Raw genomic sequence first — 25,632 nt, 5'->3', positions numbered from 1 at the left:
AATAATTAAGCATAATCGTTTTTAAACGATATTTTACTAGCAGATGCTCGCATCTGCCCAGGATTGAAACTTTTGCAAGAGTCTTTTGATTGCACCCAAAGGTTTTTTGCATTAGGCTGCTGCGTATCTTTATAGTCTTCGTCCAAGCGGAGCTTAGTCATTTTGATAATGCGATTTTCTACCCTACGTCGATTGCCGCGGGTAGCCCAAGTTGGGTGTCGCGTGGCTCTTATATTGGCGTCAATTTGCTTAGGCGCCATTATAAATATAGCCAATGTGCATGCGAGACCCCCTCACCCCAAAGCCCCTGTAATTGCGACCGGTGTCTTACCTCCTACGGTGCGCACCGCTTTGTTGCAGGCAGGCGTGCTGCCATCTTCTATGAGCGTGGTGGTCGAGCGGATTGATGAAGCACGGCCAATTCTCTCGGTGAACGCTAAGCGAGCCATGATTCCTGCGTCGACGATCAAGTTGCTGACGACTTTCGCAGGGCTTTCTATACTAGGCCCGGATTTTCGTTGGCAGACCAAAGCCTATGCGGATGGCGAGCTCAAAAATGGCATATTACGAGGTAATTTATATATCAAAGGCAGCGGCGATCCTAAACTGATTCCCGAAGAGTTAATTGACCTGGTTGAACAAATCCGTCAAGCCGGGGTGGTGAGTATTGAGGGAGATCTGGTGTTAGATAAAAGTTATTTCGCCGACTCGACGCGTTATGTCAAGTGGTTTGATGAGAATGCGAATGCGCCCTATAAAGTGAATCCGGATCCTTTGTTATATGCGTTTAAGTCGCTCACTTTCACGCTTACGCCACAAGCCAATGGGGAAATGCTGATTATGGCTACACCCCCGCTTGAGCAGTTATATATTACCGATACTTTGCACATCACGCCTGGCGCGTGTGCGGGCGGGCCTGCTGCGGTTGTTCCTGCCGTGCAGTTTACAGCGGACGGCAGCACGCGCGTAGCGTTTTCTGGTGAGTACCCATTGGCTTGCGGGACTCGGGTGAAAAGTGTTTCAGTGTTGGATCATACGCAGTTTTTCGCGAGAGGTTTTTTGGCTTTATGGCGGCAATCAGGTGGGACTTTCAGCGGACACGTGCGCGAAGGGCCGCATTTGAACGAAGCAAAGCTTGTTGGGTTGCATAAAGGGCCGGTGTTGGCTGAGATTGTGCAAGATATCAATAAATTCTCAAATAACTCGATGGCGAATAATCTTTTCTTGACGATTGGCGCACAAAGCGCTAAGCCGCCAGCGGATCTCGCCAAATCAGTGGGGGCGATTAAACAATGGCTGCACCGCACGAGCCTCACCATGCCTGAGCTGGTTATCTCTAATGGTTCAGGTCTGTCAAATGAAGCGCGCATCAGCGCCCGCTCGTTAGCCGCATTGTTACGGGCGGCGAATCAAAGTTCAGTGGCTCAAGCTTTTGTAGAATCATTGCCGATTGTAGGCGTGGATGGGACCATGCGCTATCGCTTGCTCAATACGCCGCTGGTGGGGCGAGCACGGATCAAAACCGGTACGCTTAATGAGGTGCGCGCGATAGCGGGTTATGTGAGCGCAGCAAACGGCGCTAGCTATATTGTTGTCAGTATGATTAATGATCCACGCGCACCCGCTGCGCAGGCCGCTCATGATGCACTCCTTGAATGGGTCTACCAAAGATTGCATTAAAAAGATAACGTATCTTCTCTCTGATCTGTCACTTGAATACATTGCATCATTGCAACGAGCACTCGGCTTAAACGGTCGATTGCCACCCAAACCTGCACGTTACGCTCTGCCAAGAAAAGCCAACGCTTGGATTCGCATTGGCTCGTTACGTTTTGCAACAGCCCCTCACTTTTTCTTACTGCGCTTTGCGCCACAATTCTTCGCGCGCTATCTGTAACGCCAATCTCCAAATCCAATAATTGGGCTAGATAGCTGCTTTATTCATTGTGACATGGCACGTGATGAGCACTATGCATCACCGTCCTCCGGGGACGCCCCTGTTGGCTAACCGGTTCATTCATTTGTTAAGTGTGGCTTTGCAAATATGAATCACGATCTTTACCAGCATGGTGCTTTTGATCCTTCCAAGGCGCATCTGCGAGTGGCGCGGACGCATAAAAAAATCAGCAACGGAAAGAACCTGCGGTGCGTATTCAGTGCTCTGGCGCTTGCTATACCAATGGTGCTCACAGCGTGTGGCGGAGGAGATGGCATAATGCCTGATGACATTATCAATCCGCCGGCTACCCATTATCAAATCGTATCATTTGGCGATAGCTTGTCAGATGTAGGGACATATGCACCGATAGCCTCAAACCTTGGGGGCGGGCGCTTTACCACCAACCCAGGGCAAGTATGGACGCAAGTGGTGGCGAGTTATTATGGTGCGACACTCAGTCCGGCGTTTACCGGCGGCTTTGGCGTACCCATTACAGCCAATCCTGATGGCTACGGTTATGCGCAAGGCGGCTCTCGGGTGATCGATCCTACGGGGGAGGGCCATCAGCCCAATAATTTAGGGGCAATTACCATGCCGGTGGCGGCTCAAGTCCAAAGTTATCTAGATGTACATGGCAACTTTAAACCGAATCAGATTATTCTACTGAATGGTGGTGGCAATGATATCAAGATAAATGAAAAAGCCGTCGCTGAAAATAAAATGGCTCCTACTACGGCGGCTGATAATGTGACGACGGCAGCGAATGCGCTTGCTAGAGTGGCTCAGTCGATGGTTAAAGCAGGGGCGCGCCGAGTGGTTGTGGTTAATGTATCCGATGTCGGTAGAACGCCATTCGGTATAACCCGGCCGGATAGTGGTGTAGCCTTGACGCAATTGACGGTGTTATTTAATGATACGCTGGCGCGGGCGCTACAAGCACAGCAACCCGCGGTGGCTAATGTCATCATTACGGTTGATGCGTTTAGCTTCTTTAATCGGATGCTGGCTTCTTATCAAGCAGAAGGTTTCAGTGTCGGTAATACAGGTGTCGCATGTAATTTTCAGCTCTTGCCGCCGCAATTCGGCAGTTCGCTTTTCTGCTCGCCTAGCATCTACACCGTGCCAAATGCAGATCAAACTTATATGTTTGCTGACGGAGTGCATCCTACAACACGCTTGCACGCACGTTTTGCCGCTTATGTTCAAGAACGGCTTGCTACAGCCACTCACTGACATCAACTGACGTGCTTGATAGAGGGGGATTTTTCCCTCTCTATTTCATTTTGCTTGAGCTACATTTTTAATCGCTTTGGCTGCATCTAGCTTGCACATTCTTGCTGGCCATGAGTTGAGTAAACGCTAACGCTTGAGCCTTACAAAGATCAACTCTCTCACAGTGCCTTGCTATACTTTTTCCTACGCAGGCCCATACGTTAAGAATGGATGAGCCTAAATAAGGTTTTGGATTGAGTGATACGGGGGCAAGTTTATAGAATAGCGCATGCTCTAATTTGGACGGATAATAATTGGGTCGTCATGACATTTACTCTAACTCCATAGGCTAATCTTAAATACGATGAATGCTAAATCTGAGCAATCCCTTGACGAAACTGCACAAGAGCGGGCAATACTGGCGCCAGGTGCATGTGAGATACTTGATTTTTGGTTTGGCGCGCCAGGCTCGGCAGAATATGGCGGCGACCGCGCTTTATGGTTTAGCCAATCTGATGCAATAGATGCGGTGATTCGTAGCCGCTTTGAGGCCGTGCATGAGAGCGCTATGGCTGGACAATGCGATGCATGGGCCAGGACCCCATTGGGGGCATGTGCGTTGATCGTATTGTTGGATCAATTCTCGCGCAATTTATATCGCGGTACGGCGCGTGCATTTGCCTCTGATGCGCGTGCGCTTGAAGTCGCGCTGACGCTGGTTGGCAGTGCCGAAGATCGCTGTTTGCCAACGCCCTATCACCGTTGGTTTGTTTATATGCCGTTTGAGCATGATGAGTCTATGCACGGCCAGCGTGAATCTGTGCGCTTGTTCGAGGTGCTTAAGTCTGAAACCGGTCTAAGTGCTCCTCTAACCTGGGCGCTTAAGCACGCAGAGGTGATGACGCGATTTGGGCGCTATCCGCATCGAAATGCTATTTTGGGGCGAGTGTCCAGTGCCGAAGAAGAAGCATTTTTACACGAACCAGGCTCGTCTTTTTGATGAAGGCTAGCATCGGCGGTATCCAATATCTTGTTTGATAAATAAAATTCACCTATAGGAATCACCATGTATATCGAAAAGCGTATCAAAAGGGAGGTGCGATGAAACGAATTGGCGTAGTTTTAAGTGGTTGCGGTGTTTTTGATGGTGCCGAAATACACGAGTCCGTATTCACTTTGTTGGCTATAGAACGCGCTGGTGCGCAGGCTATTTGTTTTGCGCCAGATAAACCGCAACTTCATGTGATCAATCACTTATCGGGTGAAACGACTACCGAAAAACGTAATGTTTTAGTGGAGTCGGCGCGCATTGCTCGCGGTAAAGTCAAGGCTCTTTCCGACGCGGATCCTACTCTGTTAGATGCTCTAGTTTTACCGGGTGGTTCTGGGGTGGCGAAAAATTTAAGTGACTTTGCTACGCAGGGAAGCGATTGCTTGATTGAGCCAGAGCTTAGTCAATTAATCCAAGAAATGTATAAAGCGGGCAAACCCACTGGATTTATCTGTATTGCTCCGGCACTCCTCCCTAAATTATTCAAAAATCTGACTGATCAACCTGTGCGCCTAACCATTGGTAATGACAGTCATTTGGCGGCAATGATTGAGAAGGTGGGTGGGCAGCATGTGATTTGCGCGACGGATGCGATTGTGGTCGACAGTAAGCACAAAGTAGTGACTACGCCGGGGTATATGCGCGAAGATGCATCAATCGTAGGGGTTGCGCAAGGAATTGATGCGTTGGTTAAGAAGGTATTGGAATTGATTTAAACTGACATGAGGCCCGCCACCGCCAAACACTTTGAATGCGTGACTGGCGGGTTTTTCAAGAGAGTTTTGTGACTACCATTTATGACAAATGGTGCCGGAAAGAGGAGTCGAACCCCCGACCTTCGCATTACGAATGCGCTGCTCTACCAACTGAGCTATTCCGGCAAGAGCGGCGATTATAACGAGCTTTTTGCTGCGCTGCCAAGTTTGCATGATGAAATGAGGCTAACACTCACCAACGCAAAGATCGACAAATAGCCGATTAACGACCAAGTTGGCAGCGAAAGTCCGAGAATCGGTGCATAGGGTACTTCGCATAATCGGCTAGCGGTAAACGCGGACGGTAGAATCCAGGCCAAGGGAAGGTTGTCGACAATCGGGCGAAAAATGTCGAAGCCACAGCTAAAGAATGGATGTTTAAGGACCCAGATTTGGCGCGCCGCTGCAACGATGCCGCCGATGGTTGCAATCAGGGTGAATCCGTGTAGCGCTAAGTTCAGGCGGCGTTGGCGCACGCTAGCGCCGGTTAGCGCAAAAAGCGCAATCAATATATAGGCATAGCGCTGTAAGATGCATAATGGGCACGGAGCTTCGTTTTCAAAAAATTGAAGATAAAATGCACCGCTTAGAAATGCGATACTAATTAGGCCACTTAGCCCAAGTAAACGGGGTGAGCGGAGCCAGTTGAACCTTGGATTCATGAAAATGGATAAAATGGAATCGCTAAATTAAAAACTATTGTAGCGCGAAGTGACCACAATCGCTGTTCGCTTAAGCTATAGTTCGGGGATAAGCGCTGTTTTTTAGCGCGGTGGCTTAATTTAATTACATTATTGTATCTGCCTTCAAGGACATATACTGCATGCAGCATACCATTGGTTTTATTCATGATCTGGCGGTGATCATGCTGATCGCGGGGATTGTTACCGTACTTTTTCATCGTTTTAAGCAGCCCGTTGTGCTGGGTTACATTGCCGCGGGGGTCATTATTGGACCCCATACGCCACCGTTTGAGTTAATTGGCGATGAAACCTCGATTCATACGCTAGGCGAGCTTGGCGTAGTTTTTCTGATGTTTTCGCTAGGGCTTGAATTCAGTTTGCGCAAGCTGGTTAAAGTTGGCGTAACCGCGATTGTTGCCGCATTATCGGAGATTGTTCTGATGCTATGGCTCGGCTATGAAATTGGCCGCGCCTTTGGCTGGAAAACCATGGATGCGCTTTTTCTGGGGGCCATGCTAGCAATTTCGTCTACGACGATTATTGTCAAGGCGCTAGATGAGCTGGGTTTAAAGCGTGAGCGTTTTGCGCAAACTGTATTTGGTATCTTAATTGTTGAAGATATCCTTGCGATTGCGATGATTGCGTTGCTTTCGGGGATTGCGAGTAGTGGTTCGGTAGATGCGGGCAGTGTAGTGATCACGCTTGCGCGTCTCATGTTGTTTATGGTCGTATCATTGGTGCTTGGGCTACTGCTTGTGCCGCGTTTATTGCAATATGTGGCCCGTTTTAAACGCGATGAGATGCTGCTGATTACAGTGCTTGGCTTGTGCTTTGGGTTTTGTTTAATCGTCGTTAAACTGGATTATAGTATTGCGCTTGGAGCCTTCTTAATCGGCGCAATTATGGCTGAATCACGCGCGCTCCATTCGATTGAGCGGGTGGTTGCGCCGCTCCGCGATATGTTTAGCGCAATCTTCTTCGTGACGATCGGGTTGATGTTGGATTTACGCGCGCTGGTGGACCATGCTTGGCCGATTGCAGTGATTACGGTGGCAGTGGTATTTGGCAAAATTCTCACCTGCGGACTTGGCACCTTCGTCGCGGGTTGCGATGGCCGCACTTCAATGAGAGTGGGGATGAGCGTGGCGCAAATTGGCGAGTTTTCGTTCATTATTGCGGCGTTGGGTGTATCTTTGCATGTGACCAGCGATTTTCTTTATCCGGTTGCGGTTGCGGTTTCTGCGCTAACAACGTTGTTTACGCCTTATCTGATTCGGGCTGCCGATCCTCTGACGCAGCGTATTGCGGAGATTTTGCCGCGTCCAGTGGTCAGCTTATTTTCTAATTACGCGCAATGGTTATCCAACTTGCAGCCCACTGGCGATAATGCCGCGGTGTTTAGAGTGGTACGCAATATTGTGCTACAGATTGCGATTAACCTTGCGCTGGTTGCGGCTATCTTTATCGGGGTTTCTTATTTTGCGATCCGGGTTGATGACTGGGTTAACGCTCGGGTGCCGGATGAGAGAATCCAAAACGTTTTGTGGTGGAGTGCGGCGCTGGCGATCTCGATGCCTTTTTTGGTTGCAATCTACCGTAAGCTTAAATCGCTGGCGCTTTTGTTAGCCGAAATTAGCGTGCGACCAGCGGTCACCGGGCGTTTTACGACCAGTATCCGTTATGCGCTGGCTGAACTTGTGCCAGCGATTGCGATGTTTGGCGTATTTTTATGGGTGGTGGCTTTAAGCGGACGGATTCTACCTCCAGTCGATTTATTGATTGCAGTTTTAGCCTGCGCCGCGCTTTTACTTGTGGTACTGTGGCGCTGGTTTGTGCGGGTTCATGCTAGATTACAAATTGTGTTGCGTGAAACTTTTCATGATAATCAAGACCATGGTTAGCGTGTGGTTTTTTCCGCCGGCCGCTAGAAAATAGAGAGTGCTCATTTGAATAGGCAATTTTGTAATGAACGACAACTCAAAATCGACCGTAGTTGAACCCTCTGCGACAACTGCTGAGCCAGCCTTGGCGCTAGAGAGTTCTGCAACCGCTTCTTATGCAAAAGAAAATGATTCAGCCTGGTCGGTCTTTGGGCGTAGTGTTGTCGCGCGTTTGCGTATGTTATATGGCCGCGCCACGCAGCAAATTACACAACGCACTTTGCGCATCGGTATCTCGGCGCGGATTTTTCATCCGGAACCAGGCGGCAAAGGGCTACGTGGCAAAACCCTGCAGTATTTGGAAGAGTCTATTGCACATTGGGTGATGTCGCGCGATGTATTGGTGTTTATGATTCCGACCGTGGGTCATCAGGGCATGTTACATCCTAGCAATATCCGGCTGCGCGATTACGCCAAGCAATTAGATGGGCTGGTACTGCAAGGGGGCGCTGATGTTTCACCGCAATCGTATTCGCCGGAGGCGACACGCCCTGAGTGGCCAGGAGATCGTGTGCGCGATATGTATGAGCTTGAACTCTTGCACGAATTTATTGAGGCAGGGAAGCCTGTGTTGGGTATTTGCCGCGGTTGCCAGTTGATTAATGTGGCCTTTGGCGGGACTTTGTATCAAGACATTGCGAGCGATGTCCCCACGGCGGGCGTGCATGTGAACGATCGATATGATTTGCATCATCATACGGTTAATTTTCCTACTGGCTCGTCCTTTTCCAAGCTATTTTTAGCGGGCGATGCAACCGTCAATTCAATCCATCATCAAGCGGTGAAAACGCTGGGGCGCGATCTGTCAGCCGAAGCCATCTCAGCGGGTGACGATATCATTGAAGCGGTGCGTTACAACAAAGCGCCATTTGTTGTAGGGGTGCAGTGGCATCCTGAATTTCATCGTGCTTCTGGGCCGGAGTTACTTGACTGCACGCCGCTGCTGGATAGTTTTTTACGGGCCGCGCGCGAGACGCGCTTTTAGCGGCGTAAAATTTTTCTGGCAGATCCAGATCGTCTTCTTTTGGGCACCACATATCCGTCTTGTGGGCATATAAATAGCAATCACGCAAAGCGCTTTCTGGCGTTAGAGCCGATAATCCATAAATTTTTTCCCCCCATGGAGAAAATTTTGCATACCAAGTGCGGGGGCGGCCAAAGGCGAGGACCCCTTCCATTTCCGGTTGAGAAGGTGTTGGGCCAAAAGTGCTGCCACATATGTTCCGGCAGCCATGGTCTAAGGTCTACCTTGGCGCGTTTGACTAATATGTCCGTGTTATGTTGAGCAAACTCACGCAATCCATTTATAGCGTCGCTGGTTGATTTGTTATAGAGCTTGGCGCGAACCTCCATCATTTTTACAAAATAGTGGGGGTCGCTGAATTTTTGCTCAATACGTTGAGCGTGCTGGGTTTTTAAGAACCACAAATTTCGCCTTGGAATACTCAGTCTTTAATCGTCCAATGAGTGCAGCGAGCAATACCATCGATAATTAAGATATGCAGTAGCTCAGCAACATTACGCTCGGTTTTGGCATCAAGATGGTGATTTTTTATCACGATTCTATGGATAAGTTATCAATTTTGATAACTTATCGTTGATTTTTGCATTGATCAAGATGTTTAATTTTGGTCAGTCCTCAGCGGTATAATATTACAGACTGGATCCAAATATTCTCAGGCTGCGCTGAATGATCGATTTAAGAAAAACACCTCTTTACGCTACTCACTGCTCATCTAATGCCCGTATGGTTGATTTTGGCGGGTGGGCTATGCCTTTGCATTATGGTTCACAACTAGATGAGCATCATGCGGTGCGCGCGGCGGCGGGCATGTTCGATGTCTCTCATATGTGTGTGATCGATGTGGGTGGTACGGTCGGCAGTGATGATGTGCGCGCATTTTTGCGCTATGCGCTCGCCAATAATATTGACAAACTTAAAACCCTGGGGCGGGCGCTTTATTCGTGCATGCTCAATGCCCAGGGTGGGGTAATTGACGATTTAATTGTTTACTCTATTCGTGAAGACCTGTTTCGTGTCGTTGTAAATGCGGCGACGGCCGAAGCAGACATGGTCTGGCTTAACCAATTAAACGCTGAAGGTGAATTTGGCGTGACACTGATGCCGCGCCGCGATTTGGCGATGATTGCCGTGCAAGGCCCACAGGCGGGTGAGAAAGTCCTGAATCTAGCGCCTACAGTGCGTAGTGCGGCCGCAGCGCTAAAGCCATTTGAGTTTGCGCTTGCGCCAATTACGCCGTATGGGGAAATGTTGCTCGCGCGCACCGGCTATACTGGCGAGGATGGTTTTGAGCTGATGCTTGCGGCGGAGGCGGCAAGCGATGTGTGGGCCAAGCTGGTTGAGGCTGGTGTGCGTCCTTGTGGTTTGGGCGCGCGCGATATGCTGCGGCTCGAAGCCGGCATGAATTTATATGGCCAAGATATGGACCTTAACACCTCGCCACTGGATGCTGGTTTAGAATGGACCGTCGATCTAGTCTCAGCGCGAGATTTTGTGGGTAAAAGAGCGGTATTACACGCGGGTTGCCAGGCGGTTTTTGCTGGACTCATACTGTGTGAGCCGGGTGGTGTTTTGCGGGCGCAGCAGAAGGTGCTGACGGCCGCTGGGCCGGGGCAAATTACAAGTGGTACATTTTCACCTCTATTGCAACGGTCGATTGCTTTTGCGCGTCTGCCATTAGGCGTGCAGGTAGGGGATACGGTGCAGGTCCAAATTCGTAACAAACCATGCGCTGCGCAGGTTGTGAAATTGCCTTTCGTACGTCATGGCAAAGCGTTAGTCAATGGATGTTAAATTTCCCGATGATGCATATTTAAGCAAAAGGAATAACCAATGAAACTCCCAGCAGATTTAAAATATACGGCATCCCATGAATGGGTGCGGGTTGAGCCCGATGGTGCTGTCACGATCGGAATTACTGACCATGCGCAAGAAGCGCTGGGCGATATTGTTTTTTTAGAGTTGCCCACGGAAGGCACAGGAATTGTTGCTGGCAAAGCATTAGCGGTGATTGAATCAGTTAAAGCGGCCTCGGATATTTATGCGCCTATATCTGGCGAGGTACTTGAAATAAATGAGAAGTTAGCAGATGAGCCCGGCGCGGTGAATGCTGATCCATATGCGGCTTGGCTGTTAAAAATGAAGCCTTTTAATGAGGCAGAATTTGCGTCATTAATGGACGCTGAAGCATACCGCCAATCGATTGGTGGTTAGTTGCCAGAAAATTAAACTGACTTTAACGCTTAAAGTCAGTTTTTAAATTCGCATAGTGAATCCTGCGTGGTATTCGCTTACTTAGTTTTGCGATAGCCTCCGTCAAGCAGAATCTGAAATTCAATTCAACTCCCGATGCAACCTCTTTCCCTTAATTTAGTCGACTCCCCTCATTCTCTCCAGGCATGCGAAGCTTACGACAGCTTTGCCAAACGGCACCTTGGCTTAAGTGACGCTGAACAACAGCAGATGCTGGGTGAGCTTGGTTTTACTTCACGTAAAGCCTTGATTGACGCGGTTGTCCCGGCTGATATCCGACGCCATGATGGATTGCCATTAGGCGCTTTCAGTGAAGCTAAAAGCGAAGCGCAAGCATTGGCTGAACTGCGCGCATTGGCAGCGCAAAATCAGGTATTGCGTTCTTTTATTGGGCAGGGCTATTATGGCACGCATACCCCCAGCGTGATTTTGCGCAATGTGCTAGAAAATCCGGCTTGGTATACAGCTTATACACCGTATCAACCAGAAATTTCACAAGGGCGTTTAACCGCTTTGCTGAATTTTCAGCAGATGGTAACCGACTTAACCGGTCTGGCGCTGGCGAATGCATCGATGCTTGACGAGGCCACTGCGGCAGCCGAGGCAATGGGCTTGTTGTGGCGTGTTAGTACCACCCAATCACAGATATTTTATGTGGCTGAAGATGTGTTGCCGCAAACCATTGCGGTGGTGCAAACGCGAGCGCAGGCGCTAGGCATCGACGTCGTCGTCGGACCTGCCGCGGCGGCGCTTCAAGCCCAGGCGTTTGGTGTATTGCTGCAGTATCCAGGGGTTGATGGCGCGGTGCGTGATGATCAAGCACTCGTGAAAGCGCTCCAGGCGATCGGAACGCGGGTTGCCGTGGCCGCAGATTTGCTGGCTTTAACGTTATTAACGCCACCCGGTGAATGGGGGGCAGATATTGCGCTGGGCAATACCCAGCGTTTTGGCGTACCGATGGGGTTTGGCGGTCCGCACGCGGCCTATTTTGCGGTGCGCGATGAATATAAACGTCATTTACCCGGACGTTTAGTCGGCGTCACGGTGGATGCACAAGGCAACCCTGCGTTGCGGCTTGCACTACAAACCCGCGAACAGCATATCCGCCGTGAGAAGGCCACCTCAAATATTTGCACGGCGCAGGCGCTGCTAGCCATTATTGCGAGTATGTATGCGCTCTATCATGGCCCATCAGGTCTGCGCGCTATTGCTTTGCGCGTGAGCCGATTCACGGAAATCCTGGCCGCGGGGTTTGAGCAACTCGGGTTTGAGATGGTGAATCAGACCTCCTTTGATACTCTGACGATTAAGACCGGTGCCTTAACCGAGAAGATACATGTGCAAGCTGAGCAGCATGGGATCAACCTGCGGCGGATTAATGCAACGCAGGTCGGGGTGTCACTCGATGAAACCACAACGCGTACAGATTTGACTGAGCTATGGACGGTATTTAGCGCCGTTAGCCGGACCGCGGAGGGGGTAGCTAAACCCTTGAGCGAAGCGGTTAAAGGCGACGCAGCGGGGGCAATCGCTCGGTTTTCATTACCCGAGATTGAGACGTTGGACGCTACGACAGGTTCGCGCCTACCGACCTCGTTGCTGCGCCAAAGCCATTATTTAACGCATCCAGTCTTTAACCGCTATCACACAGAACACGAAATGCTGCGCTATCTACGGAGCTTGGCGGATCAAGATTTAGCGCTTGATCGCACGATGATTCCGCTGGGTTCATGTACGATGAAGCTGAATGCAAGCTCGGAAATGCTGCCCCTGAGTTGGCCTGAATTTGCGCAGATGCATCCGTTTGCGCCCGCGTCGCAGACGGTAGGCTATCGCGCGGTGATTGAGCAATTAGAACAGATGCTGATTGCTTGCACCGGCTATGCTGCAGTCTCGTTGCAGCCCAATGCGGGTTCGCAAGGTGAATACGCGGGGTTACTCGCGATTCGCGCGTATCATGCGTCGCGTGGGCAAGCGCTGCGTGATGTTTGCCTTATTCCGGCCTCCGCGCATGGCACTAATCCAGCCTCGGCGCACATGGCGGGTATGCGGGTGGTCGTCGTGCGCTGTGCTACAAATGGCGATATTGATCTTGCCGATCTACGCGCGCAAGCCGCGCAATACGCGCCGCAGTTAGCCGCGATAATGATTACTTATCCATCTACGCATGGCGTATTTGAGCGCAATGTGCGAGAAATTTGCGAGATTGTGCATACGCATGGTGGCCAAGTGTATATCGATGGCGCGAATATGAATGCGATGGTCGGTTTATGTGCTCCCGGTCAGTTTGGCGGTGATGTTTCGCATCTTAATCTGCATAAAACTTTCTGTATTCCACATGGCGGTGGCGGACCGGGTGTGGGTCCAGTGGCCGTGGCTGCGCATCTCGCGCCATTTTTACCAGGCCATGGCGCGACGCCAAGCCAGGCCGGTGACGTAGGCCCTGTTTCAGCCGCGCCATATGGCTCAGCATCAATTTTGCCCATTTCATGGATGTATATCGCCATGATGGGGGCAGCGGGTCTGACTGCGGCGACTGAATGCGCGATCTTGGCGGCAAATTATTTGGCGCATAAGCTGGGTGCGCACTACCCGCTGTTGTATAGCGGCCCGCGGGCAAAAGTAGCGCATGAATGTATCCTTGATCTGCGGCCTTTGAAGGAGATCACTGGCATTACGGTGGAAGATGTGGCTAAGCGCTTGATTGACTATGGTTTTCATGCGCCGACAATGAGTTTTCCGGTGCCTGGTACGCTCATGATCGAGCCAACTGAATCGGAATCTAAAGCCGAACTTGATCGCTTTATTGATGCAATGATTGCAATTCGCGCTGAAATCCGCGAGATTGAAGAGGCTCGGGCTGATCGTGTAGACAATCTGCTTAAAAATGCGCCGCATACGGCTCAAGTGGCGACCGCAAGTGCTTGGCCGCATAGTTATTCGCGTGAAGCTGCCGTGTGGCCGCAGCCGATCGTGTTGAAGCATAAATATTGGCCGCCCGTTGGTCGGGCGGACAACGCTTATGGCGATCGGAACTTATTTTGCTCCTGTATGCCAGTCGAAGAGAGTCCGCTCGCGGAACCTATAGAAGAGGCATAGAGCGGAATAAACCGTAGATTGTTTCACATATGCAGCCTAGCGCGGGTAGAGTGCACCCAATATCCGCGGCCCTGCTGCGCCAGTCACTGAGGCTAGGTTGCCCGGGGCGCGTGTGACAAAACGCATGGCAAGCCAAGCAAAGGCGCAGGCCTCAACCTGCTGCGCGGGTACGCCAAGCGTATCCGTGGTAGAAAGGGTGGTGTGCGTCATACCAGCGCTGTTAAGGGCGGTGCCTAGCATTTGCATCAACACGGGATTGTGCGCGCCGCCGCCACAGACATAAACCGCTTGGCATTGACTGGCAAATTGTGCGATGGCTCGCGCAATGCTATGTGCGGTCAAGGCGGTGAGCGTGGCTTGTACGTCTTGAGGCGGCAAGGTATCGAATTTTTCTAGGCGGATATTCAGCCAAGAGGGATTAAACAGTTCACGTCCCGTACTTTTGGGGGGAGGGAGAGCAAAGTAGTGTCCGGCAAGCAAAGCGTCTAACAAATTCTGATGGACCTTTCCGCTTAACGCAAAACGGCCATTTGTGTCGTAGGGTGTACCAAGATGCAAATTTGCCCAATAATCAAGCAGGGCATTACCTGGGCCGCAGTCAAAACCACCGGTTGTATCCTCTGCCGTGAGAATGGTGATATTACTGATGCCACCAATATTGCAAATCACGCGGGTTTCATTAGGCGCGCCAAACTGTACTGCATGAAAAGCGCAAACAAGGGGTGCGCCTTGCCCACCTGCGGCAATATCTCGGCTACGGAAATCGGCCACGACGTCGATGGAGGTTAATTCTGCCAGCCGTGCTGGATTATTAATTTGCCGTGTGTAGCCTAAGGTGGGCTGATGGCGGATAGTCTGTCCATGCACGCCAAGCGCTTGTACCTGGCTAGGCTTAAGCGCAGCTTGTTTGAGCAGTTCGTTGGTCGTTAGCGCATAGTCATGGGCTAATTGATTGGCGATCTGCGCTTCTCGCTCGATCTCATTATGCCCAGGCGTTTGCAGGGCAAACAGCGCTTCACGTAACGCCGGTTCAAAGTTCCGCGCTGAAGCAGCGAGTACCTGTAGTGGCTGGTCGGGTACAAACTGAACGGCGACCCCGTCCACGCCATCAAAACTTGTGCCAGACATTAGGCCCAAATAAATACTTTGTGCCAAAATGCACTCCTTAAGAATTTGTGTCAATATACTCGATTCGGCCTATTTTGTTTCTCAATAACATTCACTAACCCATTTGATTTAGCGTGAAGACTCAGCACTCTCCTACCCAATCCGTACTTTCCGCACCCATTACTGATGAGGTAAAAGCCGCACTGGCGATTACGCAACGCGGTTGTGATGAACTCTTGATCGAAGAAGAGTTTATCCAAAAGCTTGCGCGTAGCGCCGCCACTGGCATACCTTTGCGCATTAAACTCGGACTTGATCCGACTGCGCCAGATATCCATTTAGGGCATACGGTGGTGCTCAATAAAATGCGCCAATTGCAGGACTTGGGGCATACCGTCATCTTTCTAATTGGTGATTTTACTTCACTCATTGGCGACCCGTCTGGGCGCAATGTGACTCGCCCGCCGCTTACACGTGAGCAAATCGAAGCCAACGCAAAAACTTACTTTGAGCAAGCCTCGCTGGTATTAGACCGAGCTAGGACTGAAATTCGCTATAACAGCGAATGGTCAATGGCGCTTGGCGCGGATGGCATGATTAAGCTTGCCTCACGTTATACGCTTGCGCGGATGCTTGAGCGCGATGATTTTACACAACGTTTTCAGGGTAATACGCCGATTTCGATTCACGAACTCTTATATCCATTAATGCAAGGATACGATTCAGTGGCTTTAAAAGCTGACCTCGAGCTCGGCGGCACGGACCAAAAGTTTAATTTGTTGGTTGGGCGTGAATTGCAAAAACAATATGGGCAAGTCCCTCAGTGTATTCTAACGATGCCTCTACTAGAAGGGTTAGATGGCATTGAGAAAATGTCCAAATCCAAAGGCAATTATATTGGCATTCAGGAAAAACCCGCTGATATGTTTGGTAAGTTGATGAGCATTTCAGATGATTTGATGTGGCGCTATTATGAGCTGTTGTCAGCTCGCAGTTTAGCTGAGATTGAAGGGTTTCAAGGTGAAGCTAGCGCCGGACGCAATCCACGTGACTTTAAAGTTTTGCTCGCACAAGAAATGGTCACTCGTTTTCATTCTGTCACCGCTGCTGAGCGCGCCTTAGAAGAGTTTAATCACCGTGCGCGTGGCGGCGTGCCAGAGGATATTCCGGCGCTTACGCTAAATGGCGCGCCGCTGGCGATTGGCGCTTTGTTAAAACAAGCCGGCTTAGCGCCATCGACGACGGAAGCCATGCGCAATATTGAGCAAGGTGGGGTACGGATTGATGGTGCAGCGGTGTCTGATAAAGCGCTTAAAGTAGAAGCTGGGATCTATATCGTGCAGGTCGGCAAGCGGCGCTTTGCACGCGTTACGGTGTTAGCCTGATTTTTATCTTGTGCAGTACGACCTTACTGTATATCCTAGCGCCGTTTCTAAAAGCGTTAAAGTTACTCAATTTCTTGGGTATCCCAGAGTTCTCGAATGGGTCCACCCTCCGGTGCCGCGAGCCCAAAATGTCGGTAGGTCAGTAAGGTCGCAATTCGCCCACGCGGTGTCCGCTGTAGAAAGCCTTGTTGGATTAAATAAGGTTCAAGTACGTCTTCGATTGTATCGCGCTCTTCGCCGATTGCCGCGGCAAGATTGTCTACGCCGACGGGCCCGCCATCGAATTTATGTAAAATGGCTTCAAGTAATTTGCGATCCATCAGATCAAAACCCACTGGATCGACATCCAGCATGGAAAGAGCGGCATCCGCGATAGCCACCGTAATCTCGCCGTCCGCTTTGACCTGGGCATAATCGCGCACGCGGCGCAAGAGACGGTTTGCGATACGTGGCGTGCCGCGCGCGCGCCGCGCGATTTCAAAAGCGCCATCGTCCGCGATGGTCACCTCAAGCAATTGCGCTGAGCGGCGGACAATTTGCGCCAGCTCTGCTGCATCATAGAATTCAAGCCGCGCAACAATGCCAAAGCGATCGCGTAGTGGATTCGTCAACATACCCGCGCGCGTCGTTGCGCCAATCAACGTGAAAGGCTGTAAATCTAGTTTCAAGCTGCGCGCCGCAGGGCCCTCGCCGATCATAATATCAATTTGATAATCTTCGAGTGCGGGATACAAAATTTCTTCGACGACTGGAGAGAGTCGGTGAATTTCATCGATAAAAAGCACATCGTTGGCTTCGAGATTGGTGAGCAAAGCGGCTAAATCGCCTGCGCGTTCAAGCACTGGCCCTGAGGTCTGCCGCAAATTGACGCCCATTTCGCGCGCGATGATATGGGCGAGCGTAGTTTTGCCGAGCCCTGGTGGCCCAAAGAGCAACACATGATCGAGCGCTTCAGCGCGTTTTCTGGCGGCTTGCACAAAAATTTCCAGTTGCGCGCGCACTTTTTGCTGACCTATATAGTCATTGAGTTGGCGTGGCCTGAGTGCTCGTTCAAAGACCTCTTCATGAGGCGAGGTAGAGGTTGTAGCGACTAGGCGGGGGCCTGAAAGAGCGTCGGTTTCGATCATGATTGAGCGGGTGGTAAACGGTTAAGGCGGATCTAAACTATGTTTTTGAGAGCGCTTTCAAGGCAAGTTTAATGCCGTCCGACACGCTGCTGCCAGCGGGTACGCTCTTAATTGCCAACAGCGCTTCTTTTTCCGAATAGCCGAGTGCAAGCAAGGCGTTAAGAATATCGGCCGTGTTTGCGTTGAGCGCATTGCCGGCTACAGCGCCTAGCTCAATGCCCAGTTTGCCTTTTAATTCAAGCAACAGTCGCTCGGCGGTTTTTTTGCCAATGCCCGGTATGCGGGTGAGCAGAGCTGTATTTTGCGCGGTCACGGCTTGCGCTAAATCGTTTACGCTCATGCCGGAGAGTACGGCAAGCGCCATACGCGCGCCGATACCGTTGATTTTAAGCAATTCACGAAAAGTCGAGCGCTCTGGCGCAGTCGCAAAACCATAGAGTAAATGCGCGTCTTCGCGCACTAACAATTGTGTGAGCAGTACCACTGACTCGCCCGCTGCGGGTAACGTGTAAAAAGTGCTCATCGGCACAGCGATTTCATAGCCAATGCCATGGCAATCGATCAGTAGATGCGGTGGATTTTTTTCCAGTAAAATGCCAACGATGCGACCAATCATGAGAACAATAAAAGCGGATTTAAACAGTAAGTGTAGCGCATTCGGGGCAAACCGTTAGCGGAGTCTGATCAATTCCTGTGACGAACCGGCTAAAAACAATGATTTTCTCAACCGACAAGCCGACCGCGGCGTAGACGGTACCCCTTTTGGGTGAGCGCAGGCGCAAGTCCGCCCAGCGTACTCAGCGCGCCGCTACTATGCGCATGGCAAATCGCAACGCCAAGCGCATCAGCCGCATCTGGGCCCGGCAAGTTATTTAACTGCAAGAGTCTTGCAACCATTTGCTGGACTTGCTCTTTGCTGGCGCGTCCATGGCCCACAACGGCCTGTTTGAGCTGGAGCGCGGTATATTCATAAACCGGCATGCCCTCTGCCACCAGGGCGCAAATTGCTGCGCCACGCGCCTGGCCGAGCAATAGTGTAGATTGCGGATTCACATTGACAAAGACTTTTTCAATGGCGGCTTGCATCGGCGCATGCTCACCCAGTAGCGTGGCAATGCCTTTAAAAATTGTGCCGAGCCGTTGCGGCAGATCGGCATTGGGGGTTTTGATAACGCCGCTGGCGATATAATTTAAGCGCTGACCGTTTTGTTCGATCACGCCAAAACCCGTAACCCGCAAGCCGGGGTCAATGCCGATGATTTTTATGCTACCCATTCAATTGCATGCTTTGCGTAAAAAGAAGGTGCGTCAAAATCAGCCTGACCCGCGCTTGCCTCAGTCAATGCCGAAAGTGACGTGTGCCGGTCAATACCATAGCGATGTTATGCTCATCTGCTGCGGCGATGACCTCATCATCGCGTACCGAGCCGCCGGGTTGAATAACGCAAGTTGCGCCAGCAGCAACGATCACATCCAGCCCATCTCGAAACGGAAAAAATGCATCCGAAGCGGCCGCGCAACCGGCTAGGTTTAAGCCAGCGTTTTCTGCTTTAATACGAGCAATGCGAGCGGCATCAATGCGGCTCATTTGACCTGCGCCAATGCCAAGTGTCATATGCTGCGCACAAAACACGATAGTATTCGATTTAACAAACTTAGCGACCTGCCAGGCGAATAACGCATCCTCCATTTCTTTGGGCGTTGGATGTCGCTTGGTGACTACGCGTAGTTCATGCAATTGAATGTTTTTTGCATCTGGCGATTGCACTAATAGACCGCCACCGATGCGCTTCAAATCAAAAATATTGAGTGTCTGTCCAAGTGGAATCTCAAGCACTCGCAGGTTTTGTTTGGCGCTCAGCAATTCTTTCGCGTCAGCGCTAAAGGCAGGTGCAATCAGCACTTCAACAAATTGTTGCAGCACAGCTTGCGCAGTGACGGCATTGACTTCGCTATTAAATGCGATGATGCCGCCAAAAGCTGAGGCTGGGTCAGTTTGGAAGGCTTTGGTGTAAGCGGCCGCAGCGCTGTCTGCAAGTGCTGCGCCGCACGGGTTTGCATGTTTAACAATCACACAGGCATGGGCCTCGGTAGGGTTGGCGTTGAAACTTCTAACGCATTCCCAGGCGGCATCGGCATCGGCGAGATTATTATAAGAAAGTTCTTTGCCTTGTCGTTGACGATAATTTGCGAGCGTACAGTTAGGAGGAGTAAGGTCTCGGTAAAACGCAGCCCGCTGATGTGGATTTTCGCCATAGCGTAGATCTTGCACTTTCTCAAAGGCTAAATTGAGCACGGCTGGGTATGCGTTGCGTGTAGCATGCGTCAAATCGTCGCCCAAGCTGCTTAAATAATTTGTAATGGCTCCATCGTATTGAGCGGTATGCGCAAAGGCTTTGGCCGCAAGCCGAAAATTCGTGGCGTAACTCACCGTAGGCGTGTCTTGCGCGCGTATTTCGTCAAGCACGGTGCTGTAATCAGCCGGATCAACGATGACGGTGACATTACGATGATTTTTAGCGGCCGAGCGCAACATCGCCGGACCGCCGATGTCGATATTTTCAATTGCCTCGGCGAGTGTGCAATCGTCACGCGCAATGGTTTGGGCGAATGGATAAAGATTCACGACCAGTAGATCAATGGTTGCAATCTCGTGCTCTTGTAATGACGCCATATGGGCCGAAAGGTCGCGCCGCGCGAGTAAGCCGCCATGTATTTTGGGATGCAAAGTTTTGACGCGCCCATCCAGCATTTCGGGAAAGCCCGTGTAATGGGCAACTTCAGTAACAGCTATGCCTGCTTCAGTTAGATGTTTAGCGGTACCGCCGGTTGACAGAATGGCTATGCCAAGTGAAGAAAGCGCGCGCGCAAGTTCAATAATGCCAGATTTATCCGAAACAGAAAGGAGTGCTTGTTTGATCATTATTTATTAGAAATAGAAAAACTAGCCGCCAAAACAGGGGCGGCTGAATTGCTACAGCAAATCGTGTTGTTGTAGCTTCTTACGCAAAGTATTACGGTTCATGCCAAGGTATTTGGCCGCTAGCAGCTGTTTTCCGCCGGTCCGAGCAATAATATACTCAAACAGGGGTTTTTCGACGCATGTGATAACCATTTTATAGAGGTCATGCGGGTCTGAGCCGTCCAGATCTGCAAAGTAGCTATCTAGACTTTTGTGTACGCATTGTTCGATTTCACCTTTGCTCATACAATTCGCCACTGAGTTTGAGGAAGTAACGTGATAAGAGATGCAGTGCAACGACTCTGAAAGTGATTAAAAGGACGCGTGTGATTGGCGCAGAGCGGGTAGAACGACATCAATGAAACAGGATTCGGCATCATATATTCAAACTTACAGCAGAGGGAGGGAGCGCGGAGAAAAAAGGAGTACATTCTAACTTAACCTGCAGGCTATTTTGCACTCCTGCGCTTGAAATCTTCTATGAAGAAAATATATTGATAGTAAAGCAGGGGGGGCGGTGAGTGTGAAGTGGTCTGCTGGCCCCTGCGCCGCTTAAACGAGCCCAACCAGAAACTCTTATTCAACGTTTATTGGCACACCCAGCCATCAACTCTAAGCAAAAAACGGCCCTAAAAATATTTACAATAATTTTAGCCTTTCTGTTTTGCGCTCTGCTATTTAGAAAGAAAGCTTAACGCCATTTTTAAACTTGTGCGGCAATCATTTTAATAAGTTGGCTCGTATTGAGATGCAGGTGTCTAATATGTGAGAATTTGAATTCTTAACGGTAATTAAATTGCATTTAATATTAAAATTAAATTTTGGTTAAGTGGTGGCTGGTGTATTTAATTCATTGTATTGTGCTATTCATTATTTTCTATTCGTTTTTTATGACATTTTTTCTTCTAATGGATTTGGTATGTAGCACATATCTTATATGCTATATATCTCCTTTCATTTTGCATTAAGGCTGCTATTTAATTACTATTGTCACATGTTGATTAAGAGGCTTTGTAATTTTTCATGAGCTGCTCCGTTAGTTGATGTGAAGGATTGGTTTTTTATGGTAATTAATATTTTGGGAAATTAAATTGTGAGTAATTTATTTAATTTATCGTTTAAGTTTCCCAGGGAAATTCTCAATGAAATCTCGGAACGGATGGATGATGAGACAAGAGAAATCTGTGCATCTGCATTGAGTGAAGATATTCCCGCTCCTGACAGCGAAAAAAATAAGAAGAGTGCATCTCATTTTTTGCAACGGCTTCCATCATCATTACAGCTGGGCATATTGGAGCAGAGAAAAGACCTTAGGCAGTTTGCACTTAAGCTGCCCTCAGACAACATAGCTCAGCAAAGTAAGAATAAGAATAAAGAGTTAGTTGAACAATATATTCGATTAACGCCATCGTTAAAAGGATTTTCTGAATATAAGCAAATGCTAGAGAATGTCGATACATGCTCACGTTTTGCTGAGATAGAGCCGAAAACTAAAGAGTGGATAGAACAAAAGCTTATGAGAAATCTGGGCCGTATGCCACCTGATCCTGATTTGTGGAATGGAGTACTGACCCTGTGTGGTTGGAAAATCGAAACGGAAGGAAATGAAGCGGGATTAGCCCAGGAAGAAAGTGGGAGCTCCAAGTTACTGGCTTTGGTCAACTTAATTCCTAAGCAAGTCGTCCATGCTGTCGTGTTAGAAGCGGCCGAAAGATGCCTCGATAAGGACCCGAGTAGCGCGGTATTGAAGCTCCTGATTTCAACTATTCTTGAGTTTAAAGGTTCACTTTTGTCAAGAGATGCATCGGTTTTATCAGCGGAGTTGGCTTTAGAGAGTGAAATAGGCTCGAGACTATTGGCCTATGCGGATTTTATTCCTGATAAAGAGCTCAGCTCTGTATTACTAGATGTTACCGAAAGATGTCTTGATGCTGATTGGAAAGATATCTTGCCAAATAAGCATGCTGTCTATGGTTTCAAATTACTAGAACAGCAGTTACCAAGGATGCCTCAAGAAGATTTCCCTGTTTTATTGAATGGCTTAGTGAAAAAAGTTTTTCCTAAGCTAGACCGGTTAATAAGGCCGGATCTAAATAATTCTGAAATAAATATGCAAGTTAATCCCTTGGATCCCAGGTGGGCGAGAGGGAGAATAGTGGAGGTTATAATAGAATTTATAGATAATCTTCCTGAAAATGAGCGCGCTAAATTATTAATTGGCACCATCGGAGATTTAAGTGGTGTGAGTGGAATTGATGCCGTAAGAGAGCAGTTTTATTATAATATAAGTTGCATATGGCTGGCAGGTTTAACTGATTCGGTTTTATTTAAAGATGTGTTATTAAAGTTACTGCAGGAAATGCCCAGGTCGAGTGCGGGTGGGCTCCCGTTAGATATTTTTCTTAATAATTTTAAGGAATTGGATTTTTTAGATAGAGTTCCTGATGAATCATTGCAATCGGTATTAATTGAGTTAATCAGTAAATCTGAATGTTGGGAGCCGCTCGGTGCAACTTTGGCGATTGTTAAAACGCTGGAAAGACAACTGCCGCGTTTATCTAGCATCTCTCGCGCTTCTATATTAATGTCTTTAGTCGAAAACATCAAAATGGATAAGCAAGCACAGCCTGAGGCACATGCGCTGTTGGACGAGAGTCTTTTGCTACTTTCCCCAGCAGAGCGGCAGCCTATTGTTGACGTGTTAGACGCGATCATGAAAAATGAATTGTCGGCTACAACGATGGCTAAATAACGGGGCTTAAGCGAGAAATATTTTCAAATAGAGAGCGAACGATAGATTTGATAGGTAGTTCCTGATTCAATTAGCTCCGCTGGCCAAACATCATATGTTGTGCCAATCTACGTTTGAGCGGTGCAAAGCAATCCAGTGCAGTCAAAGCAAGTCCATAGCTGGGCGCAAGTAATGGGCTAAATAGCGGTGCAAAGCTGCTCGTAAAAATGCGTGCCAATAAATCGGTAGCGGTGATGGTTAATTGCCGATCAGCGCGTCGGCGCTGTGCAAATTGGACTAGAGCTGCGGGTGTCGGGCCTGCTTCGGACAAAGCCTCGACTAATGTATACGCGTCACGTAAGCCTAGATTTAACCCTTGCCCGGCTACTGGATGCAAGGTTTGAGCTGCATTGCCAATTACCGCGGTGCGATGCTCGGTAAGCGTTGCAGCCGTGCTCAAGTTCAGTGCAAAGGCCGCCCGCCCGTTGATTTCGGTAAACCGTCCGAGACGTGAGCCAAATAGCGTGCCTAGTTCGGTTAAAAAGTCGGTTTGGTTGGCGTGCAGCCGACGTTGCGTATTGTCGGGGTGGCCACACCAAACTAGCGCATAGCTTGCGTTGCGCTCGCCCCCTAAAGGAAGCAGTGCCAGTGGGCCTTCGTCAGTAAAACGTTCCCACGCGATATAAGACTGTGGTGTATCGACGCTGATGACGCCGACCAACGCGACTTGCTGATAAGCGCGAGTATTGCTGGATGGGGTGTTGAGTGCAGCAGAAGATTGAGCGTGATATTGGCCGCCTTCGGCATGGATTAAAAGCTGAGTGCGTAGCGTGCGTGCCCCGTTGGCGGTTTCAAGCGGCAGTGTGACGCCATATGCATCTTGCATAGGTACGCCGGCCTTGGTTTGGGTAACGCGTTGTAGTGTGTGGAGCGGCAGTGCATTTTCGAGCGCAGAGAGCAACGCGCCGTAACGGACAACATAGCCTAGTGCTGGTAAATGATGTTCACGGCAGTCGATCAACGTACGTCCAAAATGTCCACATTGCGAGATATGTACTTGTTTAATCGGTACCGCTGTCGCTGGCCAGCCTAGTGGTGCAAGTAGGCTGCGACTGCCCTGCGAGAGCGCAAAGGCACGCGGATCGTGCTGCGATGAGGAGGGTTGTTTGGCATCAATCAGCGCAATCGACATTGTGCGCGTTGCGCTGCGGCGCATCAGCCAGCCCGCTAGGGCAAGGCCAACTGGCCCGGCGCCAATAATGGTGAGATCGAAATCAAAAGGGGGACTGAGCGAGCGGGACATGGTTTGTTTTAGCGCGTGTTCTCAGAATAAACCGCTGGCAGGGTTTTTGTCATTGGGTGTTGAGCAGTTGGAGTTGTGCGGGCGTCCCCACATTGGCCCAATTGCCCTGATACAGTTCACCGCTTGCACACTGTGCTTTAATCGCAGCTAAATAGTACGGGGTGAGTGCGCAGCGCGTGCCAGGCTTGAGGTCATAAAACATCCGAGTATCGTACACGCCGATATTGCCGAAGGTCAAACGCGCAGCATCGTGAAGCGATAGCCGGCCCTTTTCAAGGGCAAAATCGCCGTTCGGATGATATTCAGGATTCGGGACCATCACTAGATGCATATGGGGTTCAGACAAATTTTGCATCCGTTGCATGGGTTGATGCAGCGCGCAATAGTCATAATCGGTAAAAATATCGGCGCTCACGGCAACGAAGGTGCAGGGCTTTTGTTGTGCCTCGAGTAAAGGGAGGGCCTGGGCAATCGCGCCGGCTGTTTCTAGTGGCTCAACTTCAGCGGAATAGCGAATCTGCACGCCCCAGCAAGAGCCATCGCCGAGTGCTGCCTCAATGTGCTCTCCCAACCAATGATGGTTGATGATGATGGTCGTGAACCCGGCTCGTGCTAAGCGCTCAATTTGCCATACGATAAGTGGCTTGCCTCGCGCAGTGAGTAGGGGCTTGGGGCAAAAATCGGAGAGCGGGCTCATACGTTCGCCACGTCCAGCAGCGAAAATCATAGCGGTTTGAGAAGAAATCATCGTAGAAAAAATAGCATTGTGCTCGAAGCGTGGCGAATTCCGTAATATTAAAGCTACGAGTCCGCTTTGGAGTCGAGAATTATTTTATTCATGAAGCCCATATTGTAAGGTTGGCGCGTGGCTTGAACAATAAGCGGCGGATGGACCTATGACTCAAGAAAAACTCCGCGTATTTTTAAACTTGTTGGCTTATCAGCTCGCGCGCAACATGATCGGCCCTAACGCGACAGCCGCGCAGGCCGTGGCGCGATATAACATCACCCATGCGCTGGGCCTCGCAGAGCTAGGAATTTGGAAAACTCAGATATAAAAGGCT

At 49.8% G+C, this 25,632-nt stretch carries 22 protein-coding genes, 1 tRNA gene and 1 pseudogene; 12 read left to right on the top strand and 12 right to left on the bottom strand.

What is annotated here, in order from left to right:
* The first annotated feature begins 168 nt into the window (after nt 1-168).
* The gene (gene dacB / locus MPB2EB_RS06785) at nt 169-1,680 is read left to right on the top strand and encodes a D-alanyl-D-alanine carboxypeptidase/D-alanyl-D-alanine-endopeptidase (protein ID WP_185181578.1); all 1,512 of its coding nucleotides are present in this window, start codon (nt 169-171) and stop codon (nt 1,678-1,680) included.
* Here the strand turns inward: dacB and MPB2EB_RS06780 are convergent.
* Nucleotides 1,677-1,910: a hypothetical protein gene (locus MPB2EB_RS06780; RefSeq protein WP_185181577.1), complete on the bottom strand. Its 234-nt coding sequence runs from the start codon at nt 1,908-1,910 to the stop codon at nt 1,677-1,679. The genes dacB and MPB2EB_RS06780 overlap by 4 nt on opposite strands.
* Before the next feature lie 305 nt (nt 1,911-2,215).
* On the opposite strand from MPB2EB_RS06780, the gene MPB2EB_RS06775 reads away from it, so the two are divergent.
* The 3 genes from MPB2EB_RS06775 to elbB all read left to right on the top strand — a co-directional run bounded on the left by MPB2EB_RS06775 (nt 2,216) and on the right by elbB (nt 4,918).
* Complete coding sequence (locus MPB2EB_RS06775) at nt 2,216-3,172, top strand: SGNH/GDSL hydrolase family protein (RefSeq protein WP_232534428.1); 957 nt, start codon at nt 2,216-2,218, stop codon at nt 3,170-3,172.
* Between the two features lie 343 nt (nt 3,173-3,515).
* Entirely contained in the window at nt 3,516-4,151 is a 636-nt protein-coding gene (locus MPB2EB_RS06770; protein WP_185181576.1) for a DUF924 family protein, read from the top strand.
* A gap of 101 nt (nt 4,152-4,252) precedes the next feature.
* Nucleotides 4,253-4,918 carry an isoprenoid biosynthesis glyoxalase ElbB gene (elbB, locus tag MPB2EB_RS06765; protein WP_185181575.1) on the top strand — a complete coding sequence of 222 codons (666 nt, stop codon included), beginning with the start codon at nt 4,253-4,255 and terminating at the stop codon, nt 4,916-4,918.
* Nucleotides 4,919-5,007: 89 nt separating this feature from the next.
* Here the strand turns inward: elbB and MPB2EB_RS06760 are convergent.
* Both MPB2EB_RS06760 and MPB2EB_RS06755 read right to left on the bottom strand, forming a co-directional pair.
* A tRNA-Thr gene (locus MPB2EB_RS06760) sits at nt 5,008-5,083 on the bottom strand.
* Nucleotides 5,084-5,094: 11 nt separating this feature from the next.
* Nucleotides 5,095-5,619 (bottom strand): disulfide bond formation protein B, encoded by a 525-nt coding sequence (locus MPB2EB_RS06755; RefSeq protein WP_185181574.1) that lies wholly within the window; start codon nt 5,617-5,619, stop codon nt 5,095-5,097.
* A gap of 161 nt (nt 5,620-5,780) precedes the next feature.
* Here MPB2EB_RS06755 and MPB2EB_RS06750 point away from each other — a divergent pair, with 161 nt between their 5' ends.
* A complete protein-coding gene (locus tag MPB2EB_RS06750; RefSeq protein WP_185181573.1) occupies nt 5,781-7,541 on the top strand; it encodes a cation:proton antiporter in 1,761 nt (586 codons plus the stop codon).
* Nucleotides 7,542-7,701: 160 nt separating this feature from the next.
* Nucleotides 7,702-8,565, top strand: a pseudogene (locus MPB2EB_RS06745) (gamma-glutamyl-gamma-aminobutyrate hydrolase family protein); the annotation flags it as partial.
* An 80-nt stretch (nt 8,566-8,645) separates the two neighbouring features.
* Here MPB2EB_RS06745 and MPB2EB_RS06740 read toward each other — a convergent pair.
* On the bottom strand, nt 8,646-9,008 hold the full coding sequence (locus MPB2EB_RS06740; protein ID WP_185181572.1) for a hypothetical protein: 363 nt from the start codon (nt 9,006-9,008) through the stop codon (nt 8,646-8,648).
* Nucleotides 9,009-9,270: 262 nt separating this feature from the next.
* On the opposite strand from MPB2EB_RS06740, the gene gcvT reads away from it, so the two are divergent.
* The 3 genes from gcvT (at nt 9,271) to gcvP (ending at nt 13,953) form a co-directional block, all read left to right on the top strand.
* On the top strand, nt 9,271-10,395 hold the full coding sequence (gene gcvT, locus MPB2EB_RS06735; RefSeq protein WP_185181571.1) for a glycine cleavage system aminomethyltransferase GcvT: 1,125 nt from the start codon (nt 9,271-9,273) through the stop codon (nt 10,393-10,395).
* A 39-nt stretch (nt 10,396-10,434) separates the two neighbouring features.
* Entirely contained in the window at nt 10,435-10,815 is a 381-nt protein-coding gene (gene gcvH, locus MPB2EB_RS06730; protein WP_185181570.1) for a glycine cleavage system protein GcvH, read from the top strand.
* A 135-nt stretch (nt 10,816-10,950) separates the two neighbouring features.
* On the top strand, nt 10,951-13,953 hold the full coding sequence (gene gcvP, locus MPB2EB_RS06725) for an aminomethyl-transferring glycine dehydrogenase (RefSeq protein WP_185181569.1): 3,003 nt from the start codon (nt 10,951-10,953) through the stop codon (nt 13,951-13,953).
* Nucleotides 13,954-13,989: 36 nt separating this feature from the next.
* Here the strand turns inward: gcvP and MPB2EB_RS06720 are convergent, their stop codons facing one another.
* A complete protein-coding gene (locus MPB2EB_RS06720) occupies nt 13,990-15,108 on the bottom strand; it encodes an anhydro-N-acetylmuramic acid kinase (RefSeq protein WP_370576593.1) in 1,119 nt (372 codons plus the stop codon).
* Nucleotides 15,109-15,194: 86 nt separating this feature from the next.
* Here MPB2EB_RS06720 and tyrS point away from each other — a divergent pair, with 86 nt between their 5' ends.
* Complete coding sequence (gene tyrS, locus MPB2EB_RS06715) at nt 15,195-16,445, top strand: tyrosine--tRNA ligase (protein ID WP_185181568.1); 1,251 nt, start codon at nt 15,195-15,197, stop codon at nt 16,443-16,445.
* A 62-nt stretch (nt 16,446-16,507) separates the two neighbouring features.
* Here the strand turns inward: tyrS and ruvB are convergent, their stop codons facing one another.
* From ruvB to MPB2EB_RS06690, 5 genes are all read right to left on the bottom strand, one after another.
* Nucleotides 16,508-17,572 (bottom strand): Holliday junction branch migration DNA helicase RuvB, encoded by a 1,065-nt coding sequence (gene ruvB / locus MPB2EB_RS06710; protein WP_185181567.1) that lies wholly within the window; start codon nt 17,570-17,572, stop codon nt 16,508-16,510.
* Between the two features lie 37 nt (nt 17,573-17,609).
* Nucleotides 17,610-18,188 carry a Holliday junction branch migration protein RuvA gene (gene ruvA, locus MPB2EB_RS06705; protein WP_185181566.1) on the bottom strand — a complete coding sequence of 193 codons (579 nt, stop codon included), beginning with the start codon at nt 18,186-18,188 and terminating at the stop codon, nt 17,610-17,612.
* 107 nt (nt 18,189-18,295) lie between these two features.
* Nucleotides 18,296-18,838 carry a crossover junction endodeoxyribonuclease RuvC gene (gene ruvC / locus MPB2EB_RS06700; protein ID WP_185182691.1) on the bottom strand — a complete coding sequence of 181 codons (543 nt, stop codon included), beginning with the start codon at nt 18,836-18,838 and terminating at the stop codon, nt 18,296-18,298.
* Between the two features lie 73 nt (nt 18,839-18,911).
* Nucleotides 18,912-20,495 carry a bifunctional phosphoribosylaminoimidazolecarboxamide formyltransferase/IMP cyclohydrolase gene (purH, locus tag MPB2EB_RS06695; protein ID WP_185181565.1) on the bottom strand — a complete coding sequence of 528 codons (1,584 nt, stop codon included), beginning with the start codon at nt 20,493-20,495 and terminating at the stop codon, nt 18,912-18,914.
* Nucleotides 20,496-20,546: 51 nt separating this feature from the next.
* Entirely contained in the window at nt 20,547-20,780 is a 234-nt protein-coding gene (locus MPB2EB_RS06690; RefSeq protein WP_185181564.1) for a Fis family transcriptional regulator, read from the bottom strand.
* A gap of 847 nt (nt 20,781-21,627) precedes the next feature.
* On the opposite strand from MPB2EB_RS06690, the gene MPB2EB_RS06685 reads away from it, so the two are divergent.
* On the top strand, nt 21,628-23,286 hold the full coding sequence (locus MPB2EB_RS06685) for a hypothetical protein (protein WP_185181563.1): 1,659 nt from the start codon (nt 21,628-21,630) through the stop codon (nt 23,284-23,286).
* A gap of 70 nt (nt 23,287-23,356) precedes the next feature.
* Here the strand turns inward: MPB2EB_RS06685 and MPB2EB_RS06680 are convergent, their stop codons facing one another.
* Together MPB2EB_RS06680 and murU are read right to left on the bottom strand one after the other, a co-directional pair.
* The gene (locus MPB2EB_RS06680; RefSeq protein WP_185181562.1) at nt 23,357-24,568 is read right to left on the bottom strand and encodes a UbiH/UbiF/VisC/COQ6 family ubiquinone biosynthesis hydroxylase; all 1,212 of its coding nucleotides are present in this window, start codon (nt 24,566-24,568) and stop codon (nt 23,357-23,359) included.
* A 49-nt stretch (nt 24,569-24,617) separates the two neighbouring features.
* Nucleotides 24,618-25,316, bottom strand: coding sequence for an N-acetylmuramate alpha-1-phosphate uridylyltransferase MurU (murU, locus tag MPB2EB_RS06675; RefSeq protein ID WP_185181561.1), 699 nt, complete (start codon nt 25,314-25,316; stop codon nt 24,618-24,620).
* Between the two features lie 148 nt (nt 25,317-25,464).
* Between murU and MPB2EB_RS06670 the strand changes: the two genes are divergently transcribed.
* Nucleotides 25,465-25,626, top strand: a complete 162-nt coding sequence (locus MPB2EB_RS06670) for a hypothetical protein (RefSeq protein ID WP_185181560.1) — start codon at nt 25,465-25,467, stop codon at nt 25,624-25,626.
* Nucleotides 25,627-25,632 lie beyond the last annotated feature (6 nt).

This window comes from Mycoavidus sp. B2-EB (genome assembly GCF_014218255.1).
Lineage (GTDB): Bacteria > Pseudomonadota > Gammaproteobacteria > Burkholderiales > Burkholderiaceae > Mycoavidus.
Note: the sequence above shows the minus strand (reverse complement) of the source record. Positions and strands in the feature narration are given on the sequence as shown.

What these genes read in the sequence shown, in the direction of transcription:
- dacB (WP_185181578.1), top strand. Translation starts at nt 169, where the DNA reads ATGCGATTTTCTACCCTACGTCGATTGCCGCGGGTAGCCCAAGTTGGG.
- MPB2EB_RS06775 (WP_232534428.1), top strand. Translation starts at nt 2,216, where the DNA reads ATGCCTGATGACATTATCAATCCGCCGGCTACCCATTATCAAATCGTA.
- MPB2EB_RS06770 (WP_185181576.1), top strand. Translation starts at nt 3,516, where the DNA reads ATGAATGCTAAATCTGAGCAATCCCTTGACGAAACTGCACAAGAGCGG.
- elbB (WP_185181575.1), top strand. Translation starts at nt 4,253, where the DNA reads ATGAAACGAATTGGCGTAGTTTTAAGTGGTTGCGGTGTTTTTGATGGT.
- MPB2EB_RS06755 (WP_185181574.1), bottom strand. Translation starts at nt 5,619, where the DNA reads ATGAATCCAAGGTTCAACTGGCTCCGCTCACCCCGTTTACTTGGGCTA.
- MPB2EB_RS06750 (WP_185181573.1), top strand. Translation starts at nt 5,781, where the DNA reads ATGCAGCATACCATTGGTTTTATTCATGATCTGGCGGTGATCATGCTG.
- gcvT (WP_185181571.1), top strand. Translation starts at nt 9,271, where the DNA reads ATGATCGATTTAAGAAAAACACCTCTTTACGCTACTCACTGCTCATCT.
- gcvH (WP_185181570.1), top strand. Translation starts at nt 10,435, where the DNA reads ATGAAACTCCCAGCAGATTTAAAATATACGGCATCCCATGAATGGGTG.
- gcvP (WP_185181569.1), top strand. Translation starts at nt 10,951, where the DNA reads ATGCAACCTCTTTCCCTTAATTTAGTCGACTCCCCTCATTCTCTCCAG.
- ruvB (WP_185181567.1), bottom strand. Translation starts at nt 17,572, where the DNA reads ATGATCGAAACCGACGCTCTTTCAGGCCCCCGCCTAGTCGCTACAACC.
- ruvA (WP_185181566.1), bottom strand. Translation starts at nt 18,188, where the DNA reads ATGATTGGTCGCATCGTTGGCATTTTACTGGAAAAAAATCCACCGCAT.
- purH (WP_185181565.1), bottom strand. Translation starts at nt 20,495, where the DNA reads ATGATCAAACAAGCACTCCTTTCTGTTTCGGATAAATCTGGCATTATT.
- MPB2EB_RS06690 (WP_185181564.1), bottom strand. Translation starts at nt 20,780, where the DNA reads ATGAGCAAAGGTGAAATCGAACAATGCGTACACAAAAGTCTAGATAGC.
- MPB2EB_RS06680 (WP_185181562.1), bottom strand. Translation starts at nt 24,568, where the DNA reads ATGTCCCGCTCGCTCAGTCCCCCTTTTGATTTCGATCTCACCATTATT.
- murU (WP_185181561.1), bottom strand. Translation starts at nt 25,316, where the DNA reads ATGATTTCTTCTCAAACCGCTATGATTTTCGCTGCTGGACGTGGCGAA.
- MPB2EB_RS06670 (WP_185181560.1), top strand. Translation starts at nt 25,465, where the DNA reads ATGACTCAAGAAAAACTCCGCGTATTTTTAAACTTGTTGGCTTATCAG.